14 protein-coding genes are annotated in these 16654 nt (G+C 48.4%); 3 read left to right on the top strand and 11 right to left on the bottom strand.

Going from position 1 to position 16654, the window contains the following annotated elements; all coding sequences use genetic code 11:
• Window positions 1-42 precede the first annotated feature (42 nt).
• From DPV68_RS05425 to DPV68_RS05385, 9 genes are all read right to left on the bottom strand, one after another.
• Window positions 43-750, bottom strand: a complete 708-nt coding sequence (locus DPV68_RS05425) for a hypothetical protein (RefSeq protein ID WP_114165783.1) — start codon at window positions 748-750, stop codon at window positions 43-45.
• Entirely contained in the window at window positions 747-2384 is a 1638-nt protein-coding gene (pilM, locus tag DPV68_RS05420; protein WP_114165782.1) for a pilus assembly protein PilM, read from the bottom strand. The genes DPV68_RS05425 and pilM overlap by 4 nt, the downstream gene beginning before the upstream one ends.
• A gap of 12 nt (window positions 2385-2396) precedes the next feature.
• Entirely contained in the window at window positions 2397-3149 is a 753-nt protein-coding gene (locus DPV68_RS05415) for a prepilin peptidase (RefSeq protein WP_114165781.1), read from the bottom strand.
• A gap of 91 nt (window positions 3150-3240) precedes the next feature.
• Window positions 3241-3729: a prepilin-type N-terminal cleavage/methylation domain-containing protein gene (locus DPV68_RS05410; RefSeq protein WP_114165780.1), complete on the bottom strand. Its 489-nt coding sequence runs from the start codon at window positions 3727-3729 to the stop codon at window positions 3241-3243.
• Between the two features lie 140 nt (window positions 3730-3869).
• On the bottom strand, window positions 3870-5087 hold the full coding sequence (locus DPV68_RS05405; protein WP_114165779.1) for a type II secretion system F family protein: 1218 nt from the start codon (window positions 5085-5087) through the stop codon (window positions 3870-3872).
• 4 nt (window positions 5088-5091) lie between these two features.
• Window positions 5092-6126, bottom strand: coding sequence for a type IV pilus twitching motility protein PilT (locus tag DPV68_RS05400; RefSeq protein WP_114165778.1), 1035 nt, complete (start codon window positions 6124-6126; stop codon window positions 5092-5094).
• Window positions 6127-6130: 4 nt separating this feature from the next.
• Window positions 6131-7789, bottom strand: a complete 1659-nt coding sequence (locus DPV68_RS05395) for a GspE/PulE family protein (RefSeq protein ID WP_114165777.1) — start codon at window positions 7787-7789, stop codon at window positions 6131-6133.
• Window position 7790: 1 nt separating this feature from the next.
• On the bottom strand, window positions 7791-8072 hold the full coding sequence (locus DPV68_RS05390) for a hypothetical protein (protein ID WP_114165776.1): 282 nt from the start codon (window positions 8070-8072) through the stop codon (window positions 7791-7793).
• A complete protein-coding gene (locus tag DPV68_RS05385) occupies window positions 8069-9295 on the bottom strand; it encodes a G5 domain-containing protein (protein WP_198662246.1) in 1227 nt (408 codons plus the stop codon). Before DPV68_RS05385 ends, DPV68_RS05390 begins: the two co-directional genes overlap by 4 nt.
• 155 nt (window positions 9296-9450) lie before the next feature.
• Between DPV68_RS05385 and DPV68_RS05380 the strand changes: the two genes are divergently transcribed.
• From DPV68_RS05380 to DPV68_RS05370, 3 genes are read left to right on the top strand one after another with little or no spacing between them, the layout of a single operon-like run.
• Window positions 9451-9915 (top strand): prepilin-type N-terminal cleavage/methylation domain-containing protein, encoded by a 465-nt coding sequence (locus DPV68_RS05380; protein ID WP_114165775.1) that lies wholly within the window; start codon window positions 9451-9453, stop codon window positions 9913-9915.
• Entirely contained in the window at window positions 9854-10417 is a 564-nt protein-coding gene (locus tag DPV68_RS05375; RefSeq protein ID WP_114165774.1) for a prepilin-type N-terminal cleavage/methylation domain-containing protein, read from the top strand. The genes DPV68_RS05380 and DPV68_RS05375 overlap by 62 nt, the downstream gene beginning before the upstream one ends.
• Window positions 10418-10437: 20 nt before the next feature.
• Window positions 10438-12096, top strand: a complete 1659-nt coding sequence (locus DPV68_RS05370; protein WP_114165773.1) for a hypothetical protein — start codon at window positions 10438-10440, stop codon at window positions 12094-12096.
• Window positions 12097-12132: 36 nt separating this feature from the next.
• Here DPV68_RS05370 and DPV68_RS05365 read toward each other — a convergent pair whose 3' ends face one another.
• Entirely contained in the window at window positions 12133-12783 is a 651-nt protein-coding gene (locus tag DPV68_RS05365; protein ID WP_114165772.1) for a hypothetical protein, read from the bottom strand.
• A 27-nt stretch (window positions 12784-12810) separates the two neighbouring features.
• On the bottom strand, window positions 12811-16620 hold the full coding sequence (locus tag DPV68_RS05360) for a DUF5057 domain-containing protein (protein ID WP_114165771.1): 3810 nt from the start codon (window positions 16618-16620) through the stop codon (window positions 12811-12813).
• Window positions 16621-16654 lie beyond the last annotated feature (34 nt).

The raw sequence follows: 16654 nt of genomic DNA, 5'->3' as shown, positions 1-16654 counted from the left end.
GCCTCAAAAAAACGCCCCTTCTTTTTTGAAGGGACGTTCGGATCATGGCGTCGTATAATCGTACACCGGGATGTCTTTCGGGGTGAACGTCTGCGCCGGTACGTAACGATCGTCGATAAGTTGATCGAGGTCTGGCCGGTAGAAAGCGTCGAGTTCGACCGTGAACTCGAGCGGCTCAGCCGTCTCGGTCGTATTCGGGCCCGTCTCGCTCGGTCCGGTGAACTGGACCGTACGCAGGATATGAATCCGGTTCATCGACTCGACCGACTCGAGGAACAAGACGAGCGACTCATACGTATCTGCTTGAAGCGATACGGTCGAGCGGACCGACGAGGCGTTGACCGGCGTGATTTCGACCGGTTCGACCGGTTCAGCCGTCGCGCTCACGTCGTTCGGTTCCGGCTCGTCGATGTCTTCCGGGACTTCTGACTCAGCAAGGATACCGTCAGCGAAGGCGATACTCGTCACACGGACGTCCGACAGTTGGCTCGCCTGAGACAACGTTTCGACAACCGTATCGAGTGCCGGTTCAGTCGGGACACGCGTCTGTAGACGTTGCGAGTCGGCGACGTCGACAACCTCCCCTTCTTGACGCAACAGCTCGAGCTTCGTCTGTTCGAGCGACAGTTCCCGTTCGAGCGACTTGACGTTACCACGGTGTATGAAATACTCATAGCCGTAATAAGATGGTACGGCGATCGCCGCGAACAAACAGATTGTAAAAATCAAATAAATCGTTGAACGTTTCATTCGCTCACCACCTCCTCATCGGTCGTTTCTTCTGTCTCGCCGTCCGGTAGCTCGTCATCTGGGGTCTCCCCTTCCGGCGTCTCCGGTTCGGCATCGATGAACGTGAAGGTGAACTCGCCGATGTAGCGCGGGAGCGGTTCGTTCGTGGAATCGAGCACGCCTGGACTGAACGGTGTGTCGGCGTTCGTCTCTTCTTGCCCCGTCTCTTCTTTCGTCTCGGTCGTCACGCCGAGCAGTTTGACGTTCTCAAACCGCACATCGTTCATGAGTGAACGTTGAAACACGTTCAAATCGGCGAGCGTCTCGAACTGGGTGCGCACGCTCATGAGCGAACCGTCGGCGTAGTTATACGTCAACACGTATCCTGTCGGCGGCAATTGCTCGGTCAACGCCCGGAGCGCCGGCACGGCTAACTTTTCTTCGGCCGAGAGCGCCGTTACCGTCTGATCGAGCGAGACGACTTGCTGACCTTTCGAGTTCACTTGTTCGGTCTGGTAAATCCGGACAAGTTGCAGTTGTTCCTCGAGTTGAGCCTCGTTCTGTTGAAGTTCGTTCACTTCATAAAACAAGTAGCCGGTCGCTCCCCCACCAATCAAAAGGGCAAGGAGACTCGCGATGAGCGGCCAGCGTAGCGTCACATCGGTCGAATTGATGAAGTTGGCGTCGTGCTCCTTGTCGAGCGTCGCCATCCCAAGAAGCGGCAGCATCTGATGAGACAGAGGCGTTGCGTGGGATAACGGAAGCGGGTCAGCAATCCGTTTGACCGGTACCATCGCCTCACTCTCGATCGTCTCGACAAGGTCGTCAAGGTTCGGGACCGTCCCAGAGATGATCAGTTCATCAATCGGGCGCCCATCCGTCCGAAGCGAGTAGCGATAAAAGTCGAGAAAACGGGAAAGTTCATTCAACCATTCGTCCGTCTGATTCGCAAACGCCTCGTTGGAGCCGTTATATGTATAGGTGACCAGTCCGTCCGTCGTCTCGACGCGGTACGGGAGGTCGGTCTCGATGGCACGAATGAACCGGACCTGTCCTTCCTCAAGGACGAGCAACTGGTGCGCGAATGGCGTCACGTGCCAGAGGAGCGTCGATTTGAGCGGGTCGAGCGTTTCAAGACGGGACACCCCGTTCGCGACGGCGACCGGACGCGGAACGATTTTTTTCAATTGGAACCCGCGTTTCTTCATGTAGGCGCGGATCGCTTTCGTCAAATCGACCGAGACGGCGTGGAGCATGACCTCGGTCTTCGTGTCCGTCTCACCGAGCACCTCATAGTCGAAGGCGACGTCGTCGAACGGCAAGATGATCGAACTGCCAATCTCCATGAACAGATAGCCTCGAATCTCATCTTTCGGGATTGTCGACGGAATCTCGACTTTCCGGGATAAGACTTCGGTCTCAGCCATATCCACGGCGCAGACCATCCCTTTTCGTACTTTAATTTTGCGGCACAGTTCGTCGAAGGCGAGACCGAATGCGTTCTCGTCTTCAATGCGTCCCCCTGCGTAAGCACCTTTCGCTAACTGGACAGAAGCGCTTCGCTTGAAGACGCCTTGTTTAATCACGGCCCCGTGGATGCTGAGCGCATCGAACGAGAAATACGCGACCGTTCCTTTCTCTATAGACCGGCTCATGCTGGTTTCCCCCTACATCAAATCAAAATACCAATCAAAAAATCGTTCGCTGAACCAAAACGTCAGCATCGTGCCGAGTGCGATCGACGGCACGAACGGAATCGGCTGTTTCCGATTCATCCGTTTCAAGCCGATGAGCGTCAGTCCGACGACTGCTCCAATCAAGCTCGATAAAAATAAGGCGACGAGGACGTCGCGCGGTCCGAGCACGAGCCCGATTACCGTAAATAGTTTGACGTCACCTGCGCCGAGTCCCCCCTTGGATACGAAAAATACGGTGGCCAGAACGGAAAAACCGAGCGCCGCTCCGGCGAGCGGGCTCCACCAGACCACACCTGCGCTATAAGCGAGCAACATGAGGACCGGTGCCGTGAACAGCAAGATGACGTTCGGCACGAGCATTGTCGACAAGTCCGACATCGCCAAAGCGAGAAGCGTCGACATGAAGACGAACGCGAGAAGCGTCGTGAGGCTAAACCCATACAGCCAAAAACTATAGGCGTACCCGACCGCTCCGAGCAATTCAAAGAGCGGATACGTCGGCGCGATCCGCCCGCCACAGCCGCGACATTTCCCACGCAGGAACACATAACCGAAAATCGGGATCAGTTCGCAAGCAGACAAGACGTGTCCGCATGACGGGCAGTGCGAGCGCGGTGTGACGATGGACTGTTGGCGTGGCACGCGGAGCCCGACGACGTTCGTGAATGACGTGATGACGGCCCCGAGGACGAGGCTATATATGAGTCCTATAAGTTCAACCAATCAAGGTCACTTCCTTACTTGTAAGTATATGCCAAAAACAGAAAACCGGCTAGGCTGAGCGAGTGCCCAGCGCCAGCCGGATTAATACACATTATGGTGAAGTTACAGCAGTCAGGTTTGAACTTTCTTTGTTAAGAGAAGTTTCACCTTTATTCTCAATTTTAAACTTTGATCCAACTAAAGTAGTAGTGTAAGTATATTTCCCGCCATTTTCCGTGATTTTCACTAAAGCAGTTGTATAATCTGTTCCAAATGGATCTTGGAGTTGTGAAATGTATTGTGAACCATCTGCCTTAGTAGCCCCTGTACTCTCACTGCCTACAAAAACCAATTCAACAGGTGCGTCTTTTTTAACTGGGTTAGAAGCTGTATATAATTTCGCCGCACTCACCATCTGCTTCGCGTCAGCCACCATCGCATCTTTCTTCGAGTTCTCGATAATCCCACCAATCGCGACAACCGCGATGGCTGCGATAATTCCTAAGATGACGACGACGACGAGCAACTCGACGAGTGTGAGTCCGCGCTCATCTTTCAATTGTTTGGCATCTTGCCAAATCATTTTCATTTTCTCTAACATGATTCATTCTCCCCTTTTGTGTAGTTTGCTGTATTTTGTGCCGGATTCATTACTGAAGTACTAAATCTAGTAGAACAATTTTACTATACATTCAAAATTTGGCGTTGAAAAGTAGTTTATCTGCATAAACTAAGAAATTTCTACTGATTTTGGATATCCCCATAAATTTGGAACATCGGGACGACAATCGCGATAACGATGACCCCGACAATGCTCGCTAAAACGACAATTAACAGCGGTTCAATAATCGATTTTAATCGGTCTGTCGTCGTCTCGACCTCGGTCTCGTAGAACTCCGCGACCTCGTTCAACATCGAGTCCAAATCTCCGCTCTCTTCTCCGACCGCAATCATTTGCGTCATGAGCGGCGGGAAACTGTCATTCCGCTCAAGCGGTTCATGGAGCGGAATCCCTTGGGCCATCATGTTGCGGGCTTGGCCGAGTCCTTTTCGAATGACACGGTTTGAGACGATTTTCTCGGTAATCTCGATTGCCGTTAAAATCGGAACCGCCGCCTGAAGTAAGACAGCCAAACTTCGCGTCAACAACGCAATCTGTGACTTCAAGACGATCGGCCCAAAAATCGGCATCTTTAATAGCAATCCATCAATCACATACCGCTCTTTGTCGCGCTTTAACATCCACGTGAAGATAAGCAATGCGAGAATCGCCCCGCCGAAGATGAGCCACCAATAGGCCGCGATGAAATCTGACACGGCGACGACGATACGCGTGATGAGAGGGAGCTCCCCGCCGAGCTGTCCGAAGATGCTCGCGAAGGTCGGGACGACGTTCACCATGAGGAACGCGACGACCCCAATCGCAACGATTGACACGACGAGCGGATACGTCAAAGCCGAGATGACTTTTCGTTTCACGTCATACTGTTTCTGGAGCTGGAGCCCGATTTGGTCGAGCGCTTCTTCTAAGTTTCCGCTCGCCTCGCCCGCAAGTGCCATCGAGCTGAAAAAGTTCGAGAACACGCGCGGGTGTTTCTTGATCGCCTCTGAATAAGCAATCCCTTCTCGTAAATCATCCTCGATTTGACTGAGCGTCTTCTTCAACATTTTCGATTCGGTTTGAACGCGTAAAATCGAAGTCGCTCGCACAATCGGCACACCGGCCCGGATGAGCGTGGCGAACTGACGCACGTACATAATCAAATGTTCAATTTTGACCCGCTCCGGGAGCAAGTTGACTTCTTTGTTCAATCCTGTCGACTCGAGTTCAGCGAGTTCGGTGACGAGAATCGATTCTTGGCGCAGCTTTTCTTTCGCCTCACGGAGCGAGAGCGCGGTAATTCGCCCTTTCTTGCGTTTGCCGTTCAGCAATTTGCCTTCGTATTGGAAGATGGCCATTTAGTCACCTCTCCTCATTTGGTACGGCGTTCGGGTTGATGACGCCTTGACGGACGAGCTGCTCGATCGCCATGTCCATCGTCTGCATCCCGTTTTGCCGGTTCGTTTGAATGACGGTCGGAAGTTGGAACTCCTTCTCATTCCGGATCAAGTTGGCGACAGCTGGATTACCAAGCATAATCTCCATCGCGGCGACCCGCCCTTTCGGGACATCGACACGCGGGAATAGGCGCTGACTGACGACACCGAGAAGCACATTGGCGAGTTGGGTCCGAATCTGGTCTTGTTGTTCGGCCGGAAAAGCATCGATGATTCGGCTGACCGTCGACATCGCACTCGACGTATGGAGCGTCGCCATGACGAGGTGACCCGTCTCCGCGGCCGTCATCGCCGTCGAGATCGTCTCGAGGTCACGCATCTCTCCTAGTAAAATGACGTCCGGGTCTTGTCGGAGTGCGGCACGGAGGCCGTCGACAAACTTCATCACATCTGAACCGATCTCACGTTGGTCGACGATGCTCTGGTCATGTGAATGCAAATACTCAATCGGATCCTCGAGCGTGATGATACGTTTACGCTGCGTCCGATTGATCTCATGGATCATCGCGGCGAGCGTCGTCGATTTCCCTGACCCCGTCGGTCCAGTGACGAGGATGAGCCCATACGGTTTCTCGATCAATCGCTTTAGCACTTGGGGCAAGTCGAGTTCGTTCATCGTCGGGATTTCCCCGGAAATGGATCGGAACGCTATGGCGACCGTGCCCCGTTGGTAATACGTGTTGACTCGGAAACGAGACACACGCGGAACACCGAACGAGAAGTCGAGATCGCGTTGCATCTCGAGACGGCCTCGCATCTCTTCGGTCATAATCTCTTTTAAATACACCTCGATTTGGTGAGGCAGCACTTTCTCGTCACCCATCGTGACCAGGCTTCCGTCGACCCGAATGATCGGCGGTGAGCCGGCGGTCAAATGAATATCTGACGCACGTTGTTCGACCGCTTTCGTCAATATAGCTTCTATCGATTGATGGATCATCTCTTCACTCCGTTATGACTGTTCTTAAGATTTCCTCGGTCGTCGTCAAGCCGAGCGCGACTTTTTCAAGTCCATCGGTGAGCAGGAAGCGGACACCCGCTTGCTTCGCATAGTCGGCCATCTCGGCCTCGGTCGCTTGGTTCATAATCATCCGACGTAGCCCTTCATCAATCGGTACGACTTCATGGATCGCGAGGCGGCCTCGGTATCCGGTGAAGTTACAGGATGCACAGCCGTTGCCTCGAATGACATGGTCGATGGGAACACCTTCTGCCGTGAATAGCTCCTGTTCTCGTTTCGAGACGGGCTGTTCGTGCCCGCAGTCGCGACAGACGCGACGGACGAGCCGCTGGGCGACGAGCCCTGAGGTCGAGGCGGCGACGAGGAACGGCTCGACGCCCATATCGATGAGTCGGGTGATCGAACTGATCGCTGAGTTCGTATGCAGCGTCGACAACACCAAGTGACCGGTGAGCGACGCGCGGATGGCAATCTCGGCCGTCTCCGTGTCTCGAATCTCCCCGACCATGACGATGTTCGGGTCTTGCCTTAAAATCGAGCGCAGACCTGAAGCGAACGTCAATCCGACTTTTGCATTGACTTGGACTTGGTTGATGCCGTCGAGCTGATACTCGACCGGGTCCTCGACTGTGATGATGTTTTTTGACTCATCGTTCAATTCCTTCAATGAAGCGTATAACGTCGAGGATTTTCCGGAACCTGTTGGCCCCGTGATGAGAATGATGCCGTTCGGACGTTTCAGCATCTCCCGGTACAACCGTTCGTTTTGGTCCCCGAACCCGAGTTTTGTCAAATCCGTCAATCCTTCTGACGAATCGAGTACCCGGATGACGATCTTTTCGCCATACATCGTCGGCAAACTCGACACCCGAAAGTCATAGGGACGTTCCCGGAGCGTATATTTGATGCGACCGTCTTGCGGCAGACGGCTCTCGGTAATATCGAGATTACTCATTACTTTTAATCGCGTCAGCATGACACTTTGAATTTTTTTCGGATAGACTGCTTCGGTGCGCAAGTCTCCGTCGACCCGGAAGCGGACGTGGAGCTGCTTCTCATGCGGGTCGAAGTGGATATCCGAGGCCCGTTGGTCAATCGCGCTCAAAAACAGCTGATTGACGAGCCGGATGACCGGTGCGTCGTCGCGAGAGACCGTCTCTTCCTTTTCGAGTTCGGGCGCTTCTTCTTTTAAAATCTCGATGAGCGAGGCATCCATCTCGTAGTACCGGCTGATCGTCTTACGGATTTGTTCACGCGTGGCGATGCCGACCTCGATGTTCATCCCGGTCTGCAGGCGCACGTCGTCAATCGCAATCAAGTCGAGCGGGTCTGCCGTCGCGATATGAAGGGTATTGCCTTGAAGGTCGATCGGCATGATGTCGTGCTTTTGAGCAATCGCTTTCGGCACGAGCTTTGTCACCGTCACGTTGATATCTTGAGAATATAGGGCAATGATCGGCACGTTCAATTGTTCGTGCAACACTTGAATCAATTGCGTCTCGGTCAAGTAATTCAATCGCATGAGTGCATCCCCGAGTTTCTCTCCGGTTCGCTTTTGCGAAAGGGCTTCGTCTAGCTGCTCTTGCGTGATGATTCCCGCCTCGACGAGCATCTCGCCAAGCCGTTTTTTCGTTCGTCTCAACTTACTTCACCATCCTCTGTTGTGCCTCCTGTGCGACGTCTCGCTGTTCGACGAACGTACTGAGTGTCGCGCCACCGGCCAAACCGAGGACAAGTAATCCCCATGCCCACCATGTTTGCTCGAGTCCTTCTATGTAAAGGCTGTACACACCGAGCGAGAGGACGGCAACGACCAACGAGATGACGCCTTTCGTCTCTCGTTTCCGGACGTAGGGAACGGATAAGGCGAACATCGTCAATGTGGCAAGTACCCAAAAGACGATCAAAATCAAATAACCGATCATCCGACTGCCTCCTCACTAGGCACCGGCTCATCTTCGTACACCGGTGGCTGTTCTTCAAACTCATTTATTCCGTCATCCTCTACATCGTCATTAAACGGGTCGTCTTCCAGTGATTCGTCCGGAAAAGTTGGAATCACGGGTTCAATCGGTTCAGGTGGCGGGAGCGGGACGGAGCTTTTCGTCACAATTTCTGGAATCGGCTCGTAAAAATCAAATCCGAGCAATTCGAGTGACTCCCCGGAGTCCGTGATCCGGACACGATACAGTTTTCCGGACTCTCCCGTCTGTCCGGACTGGGTCACAGATGAACTGCCGGCCGGGAGAGACGGAGAGAAACGGACGATATTTTGGTACGGAACGCTCGTCACTTGTTCAACGCGCGATTCGTATGCACCGACAAACGTCTTGCCGAGCAATTGGACCGTCATCGTATTCCCTTCTTCTAGCACGATGAGCGCATACGGCGTCGGTTCTGTGTTCTGCACGGCGAAATTCGAGCGTTCGTCGACGTTGACGTCGTAGCCGAGTTCAATACCGGCCGGCAGCGTCTCATGCGGTACCCGTTCTAAAATTTGGAACGGCGTTGCCGCAAACAGTTGATACAACGATGACCCAAGCGTACTGAGCGCATCAAAATCTTCTCCGAACGCCTTCAGGCTGAAGATATCCCCAGATTCCATTTCAAACCCATTCATTCGCTCGAGCGCAGCACGCATCGCCGGCGTCGGACTGACTGCGATGGAAGCGACAATCTCACTCTCCGTTGCCGTCATCTCGAGGATGACGTCTGAATTGAGCGATGAGGCAGATTCGATGAGCGGCGGTGTCACCATCGAGAGCGTGACCGGTTGGTTCTCGATGTATGGCGTTAATCGCTCCTCATCGACCGTGGTGATGAGCGGATAGTCTCCCGGTTCGGAGACCCCGTCGAGCGTGTCACCTACATTGTACGAGACAACATCTTTTCCGACTTCAATGGCCGTCCCATCCATGAGGGTCACGACGAAGGGGACGTTTGTAAAGTCTTCGATGGCATTCTCGAGCCGGACGTTTGCCTCTTGTTTTGTCATACCAGACAGGTCCACCCCGGCGACCCGTGTATCTTTATATGTAACACTCGTTTTCGCAGACGCATCGAGATAGTTGACCAGCCCGATCGTCGGCAATGATACGAGCAGCACAAGTCCTGCGAGGATCAAGAGATGCATCCCGTATTGCTTCATTCCAATTCCCCCTATATAAAATGAGACTTTCGATTTACTATCCGTTCACACTGTAACTTTAGTATAATATGCATTGGACGTAAATTAACAATTATTTAAGTAATCATACGCTTTTTTCCTAGTTATTCACTATATTTGAAAAGGAGGTCAATGATGTGCATCGGTCTGAGGAAGGCTTCACGCTCGTCGAAGTGCTCGTGTCGATTGTCATTTTGTCGATCGTTTCATTCTCATTGTTGAACATCTTTAGCCAAAGTTTGAAGACGACGAATGATAGTCTGAGCACGACCATCGCCAACCAAGTTGCTCAAAATGCGCTCCATACATTGGACCGGCGAGCCTCGACTGTTCAAGACCCACTTCAATTGAACAAATTGTTGAATCAAAACGGCGAGAGCTCAAATTGTGATTTTTGCTCCGACTACCGGATTCATGGTGAGACATACGTCGCGACCATCACCCAATTGTCACCCATGCCATCCACGACACTCGAAGTCAAAATTTCCGTGACGACCGACCGACTCCGAACACCTGTCACGTTGAAAGGAGTGATTTCGAATGCATCGTTACGTGAGCCGTTCCCTGAAACAGCTGTTCCAGAAAGCGAGCTCGTTCAGTAAAGCCTCAGAAGGATTCACGTTAGTCGAGCTCCTCGTGACGGTCGTCGTCGCCTCGATTTTAAGCGGTGTCATCATCACCGCCTTCATTTCAGGAACGCTCGGTTTTCAATTAACGAACGAAACGAGTGAGCTCCGGAGTGAGGCGGACTATTTAGTCACGTCGATTTTATCAGAAGTGAACCGCAGTGAATTCGATGCCGTCACCGAAATAAATGATACTTACCAATTCCATCAATTATCTGAACCTCGAATCTCATCGACCGGGATGATTTATCGAGAAGCGGGGTATGAACCGATTAGCTTGAACTTATCTGCGGATTCATACGTGCCGAGCAATCCGAACGTCTTGATAGATACGATTTCGATCAAAGTGGTCGAGTCCGTCTATGACCCCCGGCGACCGAGCTATATGACGAGCGGCTTGATCGAGATTGAGATGAACCTCTCGTTAAAGGCAAATCCTGATTCCGTCAAAACGTTTAAAAGCTCCATCCCATTTTGAGAAGAAAGGAGGCATCCTTTATGCACAAACGAGAAGAAGGTTACGTCCTCGTACTCGTCCTCGTGACGATGGCCGCGCTCGCCGTCTTATCGCTCGCTGCCATGCAAGTGAACTTGGTCACGAACAAACTGACGGTCATCCGGACGGAAGATACGCAACTGAACGAAGACGCGAAAAGTGCCCTCAACCTGATTGCGGCGGACGTTCGAAATCGTTTCCCCCTTCATGATTCGAACGATGTGCCGGCCCATATGCAATCGGAGTCTGCCTTCAACGACGCGATTCAAGGAACGCTCGTTTCAAATGAACCGTTTCTCGGTCTCCCTAGCGAGAGCGATAGCCAGGTCAGCTACTCGATTCAGTTGAAAGAAAGTTCGGACGCCAATTTGCTCGACACTGCACCGTTTACGAAGATTTTGCAAGTGAACGTCACTGCAAGTCGTCAGCTGAATCCAGAACAACCGCAACTATCGGTCGAATATACGCAAGATTTGTATTTGACGGCCCTGCCCTCTTTCTTGTACTACGTTCTTGGTTCCGATAAACAGTTGACGGTAAACGGTATGCCAAAAGTGAAAGGGAATATTTACTCTGCAGGTCCACTTACGCTTAATCGTGACGCGAACTATCAACTAGACGGTCAAGCAAATCAACTAGAAAATTTAACATCAGCCCGATTCTTTTTAGACGGTCGTATCGATATTCCAACGCTCGACAACTGTTTGACTTGTACCGAAGCAAATTATTTTACCGATGATGTCGGTCAGGCGAACGAACTTCCAGATGCCGGACCGACTCCGAGTCAATTCTCATCATTCCAATATGACTATTCTATTATCGAATACGTAAACCGGCATGTAGCTGTCAAACTACCATTTGGAGGCAATGTTTCTGAGACGATTTTTTCAGCCCCTTCCATTCCTAAAATAAAAAATGTGTTTGAAATGTCTCAAGTCCTGAGTGATGATGGAGCGTCAATTCTAACAAAGCCAACAAGCTATCTAGACTCTTCACGATACAATCAATTAAGTGACACGAGCATTATTCAATTACCAGACTCACTAGAGAATCAGACGATGTATTTGACTGAATCAATCACTGAGGCAAACACACCGCTTCTTTTTGACGGCAACGTGACGATTGAATCTCTAGGCAATTTAAAAATTGAGAGACCGCTCATCATCAACGGCAACTTGACCATCAAGGGAAACGTGGCTTTCGCTTCAACCGTTTACACTCTTGGTGATACATTCATTGACCGAGCAAACATTTTACCAGTCGGTACCGCTGACGAAGCGAGTTCTCTAATTTTATTGGCTAAGGGAAAGTTGTTACTTAATCGTATCAACGCATTCGAACAAACGCCGACATTGTTACAAGCGTTTCTTTATAGCGATTCTATTGATAAAACGTACGTCTATTCAGTTGGATCCGTGCAAAAAATCAATGGTGGACTATATAGTCGTGGGCCTTTAGAATTAAACGTTTTTCGCGGCGAATTTTCTGAAGTGAAAGGATTGTCACCAACTCAATACTTTGATACACAAGTACCTCTTCACCACCCAGATTCATCCCGATTAAAGTTGACGTACAATGATTCCGTATTCAATCAATTAAATACATTACCGGTGACAAATCAATTGCAGTTTTTTGTTAGTCAACCGGTGCAAATCGATTAAAAACAAGCTTCTCCGAAATAATCGGAGAAGCTTGTTTTAACGTTTCATCTTTAGTATTAAATCCGATCCATATGCACGTGCCGTCTCGTCATGAATCGGCGACCAGACGGCACCATGTTCAAGAAGCAACTGAGTCAACTCCACTTGGTTATGACGAATTGGTTGCAAAAGAATCGTTATCTGCTCTTCATCAGGTACTGTATATCCTTTGGCAAACAGTTGCTTCGTCGCCTCAAGATTTAATTCATCTACCGTCAGCTGGATGAGCCGCTCGTCTTCAACCAGTTCAAGAACACCTTGCCATTTTTCAGGATCTCCATTTTCATTAAATACGGAAGCCAAAGCTGGGACGCCATCCACTAACTCAAAGGGTGAAATTCCTTGTTGCAAATAGGCAGCGACAGTCGTTAGTGGACCAGTGGATGCAGCGATTGCCATTTGTCTGGCTGTCGGATCGAACTTTTGTTGAGATAGGGCCAGTTCGACCGCCGACCATTCAGCACGTGCTTGCAAATCATCTACCTCTGCCTCGTCGAGACGTGGTTTTGCTTGAACGGCCTCAAGTAATGTCGTGCCGGTCAAAGTAGACAAATCTCGATTCGTAGCATGCATTTGTCCATAAATAAACCAGATCACCGTTGCAAGGAAAATAATGAAGGCAAAGGCCAGCCATTGCTTTCGTTTCATATGTTAGTCAACTCTCTTTATTAAAGGTTAATAACGGTCGTCGTCTTGTCCACTCTCATTCGTTTGAATGACACGGACATAAAACGTATCTTTTACCGCATCGAATGGTTTTCCGGCAGGTATGGTCGTAAAGACGTCAACTTTTGCTACGCCTGGTTTTAACGGAATGAGATTTTTTCCGCTACTATCTACTTTCACATAAGCACTACCTGAAATGACTTCCATTCGATAATCTCGCCATGTCGACGTCATTGGCCAAAAATCAAGTGAAGGCGTACTAGTAGCCGTTGTTCTTCCCAAATCAATTGTCATATCGTTAGCGATGAGACGCGCTGGATATTCATTGACACGCACGATAGTTGAATTAGAACGTACATCTTTCAACAAATCATTTACGAATGTCGATTGAAGATTAATCGGAGTAACGACCCCATCTGTACCATAGCCTTCGTTCGCGCGCAAGATGAAACCATTAGTGGTTTGATTCACCGTTATAGCGGAAGGAAGCGAATTAGCTAATCGATACGCTTCTGCGACAGCCGGTGAGATGGTAACCGAAATCAATGCTTCTTCATTGATGCGTTTTGATGTTCGATCAGCGTTCAAAGCATCTGTATTCCAAGCCCATAAATCAAGCTGAGTCGGTGACTGTGTCAACGTCGGTGACATCACTTTTACTTCAAATGTAGTGGTTGGCACGAATACATTTAAACCATTGAAAATGTTTCCTGGGACGACTGTGACTTTCAATTTCGTCGAACCGGGCTTTAAACCGACGAGTTCGATGCCGTTTTCTGTCATTGTATACGTGACGCTCTCACCAGACATCGTTTCTACCTTAACGGTCTCGAATTGAGCAGTCGCCGGCAAAACAATCGGCTTAACGGTTGCTTTTTGTCCGACATAAAGTGTTTGGTCAGCGACAGAAATCGATTCGGCAGGACTGACTATCCGAAGCGTTGACTCTGCTATAATTATAGCTTGATTATCTCCAGGATTAACGGTTAATCGAATTGTTTTCAGTCCGGACTTTTCTCCCCTAATAATCGCGTTAGTACCGCTACTCGAAATCGTAGCCACACCTTCTGAATCAACAATTTCCCATTTTAAACTGTTCCATTTCGGATTCGAAAACACATCACCTTTTTTATCCCGGATGACTGGAACCACTACTTGTTGCGCTCCTACTTGTAAAGTCACATTCGGAATAGACGCTGTGTGGGCAAAAGGTGGACCAACGCTGAGAAGTAGGTCGGCAAACCTCGAAGAAATAGACGTCTCTTGTTGCCACGCCGCGTTAGGGTTTAGTTGATCCGTACTTTCAATAGGGGACTCAATCGTTGAAATTAATTCGTTGTTTTCCTTCGCAAACTTCACAAGTGAAGCGGTCGGTTGTTTCGCTCGAACCATTACTTCAAACTTGAAAGTCGTTTGGTCTCCAATAAGAATGTTTTCTTCGTTTTTGAATTGGTAATAGAGATTCGGATTAAATGTCATATCAATAATTTGTCGATCTTTTGGTTCGATCACGTTACCGTCAGGCGTCTGAATGGAGACGATTTCGAACTCAGCAGGTAGCACTTCTTTAAAATCAGCTGAATTGATCCGAAGAAACTTCTCATCTTTTTGGGTTGCCAACGGATCAAACATTTTAGGATACTGAATCGTGTAAGTGATTTTCCCTGTTTCATATAAGCTAATGGTCGATGAGTCTACGCTACGTGACACATTGACGAGTTTTGTGGTGTCGGCCGCTTTTTTCACGTTAATGGTAAAACGGTCTGTTACGCTTGCTCCCCGTTTGTCAGTTGTCATAATCGTCACATCAATGGGTTTGTTCGCAATAACTAACTCCTTTGGGATAACCAGTTCTTGCATTTCGAAATTTCGTACGTTTGAGTATGTGACGGACTTCCCATTATAAGTTACGATCGATGTGAGTGTCTTGTCCTGAAAATCGTAATCACCAGGTCGCCAAAGAATTTTAACATCTTGGCCAGAGGATACTTTGGCAGTCCCATTCTTGATAGCGTTCTGGTCAAATGAATCAATCTGATCGCTTACAGATTCAAGCACGTTGTACGGCTTATGATTTGCTCCAATGAAAGCACGGTACATCGTGTTGATGAGAATTTTTTTCTCATCTTCTTTATTTGGCAAGTTTTTCTGAAAATCAGTATGTCCGGCTCCAGAGTAAGTAAAATTGTTTTTCGTATACATATAGTAATGATTATTGGCATCGCCATAAGAACGATTTGGACTTGTCTTGTCTGAGGACAAATTGTACCATGGCGTCACATCGGGATCATTTAAATCAAGTGTGAAATATTGATTATGGGTTTTTGCAATATTTTTAGGGGCGTCGTTTAACAAATACGGGTACGACGTTAAAATACCGTCTTGTACTTTATCAGCAATTTGAGTTTCTTCCGGAGCGTTTTGTCCCATATTTGTGTAATACTTTTGTCCGGAAACATTGTTTGAGATAGAACCAGCATCAATAAACTGTCTTTCCCAATTCGATGTAGGCGAAGTTCCTCCGCCAGAACGGAAAATCATGTCATGGGTTAACATGACGCCCTGACCAGTTTCTGCAAATTTTTTCACCTTGCTCGTAGAAGCTATATCCATTGAACCATGCACATTGTATGAATCTTGAAATCCGAAAATGAGCATGTCATAAATATTATCTTTTAATCCTGTGTCAAAGTTACCTTTTATAAATTGATTAGTTGTACCATTATGCAAAGTAAATTTGTAATGGGTACTATCCAGTTCATCTTTAGATAAAACAGAAGAGAGTTCACCAGTTGTGCCGTCTTTTGCAGTCAGTTGAAGAATGTTCGCTTCTACTTTTTTATCAATATACATAAACGTACCTTTTTTATAATCCGTGCGTCCTGTGACTGTATCTTTCGCGACTACCATCCAGTTCTTAGGCCCCGTAAATGTAGGTTGAGATAGAGCAAATTCTAGACTGTTTTTATTTGATGCAATTTGTTCGCTCACTTTTTCACTCGTGTTTTTGTTGGTCTCATTTCCGATTTCAAATCGATCGTTATGATTGAAATCAATATAAAGTTCTACAATTGTACTAGCTAAAGGCGGTTTCTCAAATTCATAATTAAATTGAAACGGTTTACGTATATTGTTTAGAATTTCTACTGTATTATTGACCATTGCTTTTCCATCATATGTGACAGAAACAGTTTTTAACAAAGGTCGAACACTCGTTTGAGCTTTAAGAGCTGTTGCGATTTCTTGTTCACTAGGCATAATTTGTACATTAGAATACTCTTTGAAATTCGCCAATCGGGAAACATTCGTCCCACCAGATGTTACATCTGCATGTAATAACACTGGCAAGCCGACTTTTACATAGTAATCTTCAATTTCTTTAAATTTTAAATTCGTCAAATCGTTAAAATAAGATGTCGTGTTATGTTCTAAGGCTCTTCCTGCCTTATCCTTTAAGTGAATCTTATTAATATCAGCTAATTTAAGTTGATATTTCTGATTCACCGATAACGGGCTACTTCCAAATACAATTGCATCGTAAGCCCCATCCATCGGGAATCGCATCGCGTTTAACTGTTTGACTGTCATAAAATCGATACTTAATTTAGAAGGGACGCCCCCGCTACCGAATACCGATTTCGCGTACTCATCAATCGCTTTATTTAAATCAGTTTCTGTCGTTATGTTCTTCGTGCTGAACGCATCTCGTATAAAAAGGACTTTATATTTCGGTGTTGTAGTTTCTTCAGCCTGACTAGATTGAGGGATGAAGGAAAATAGTAGAACGAGTACGATGATGGAATGTATAATTCTACGCAACGTGAAGTCCTCCCCGGATTTAATGTTTACTCTT

Origin of the sequence: Exiguobacterium sp. TNDT2 (genome assembly GCF_003331145.1) — a bacterium.
GTDB lineage: Bacteria > Bacillota > Bacilli > Exiguobacteriales > Exiguobacteriaceae > Exiguobacterium.
This window is presented reverse-complemented; position numbering and strand designations above follow the sequence as displayed.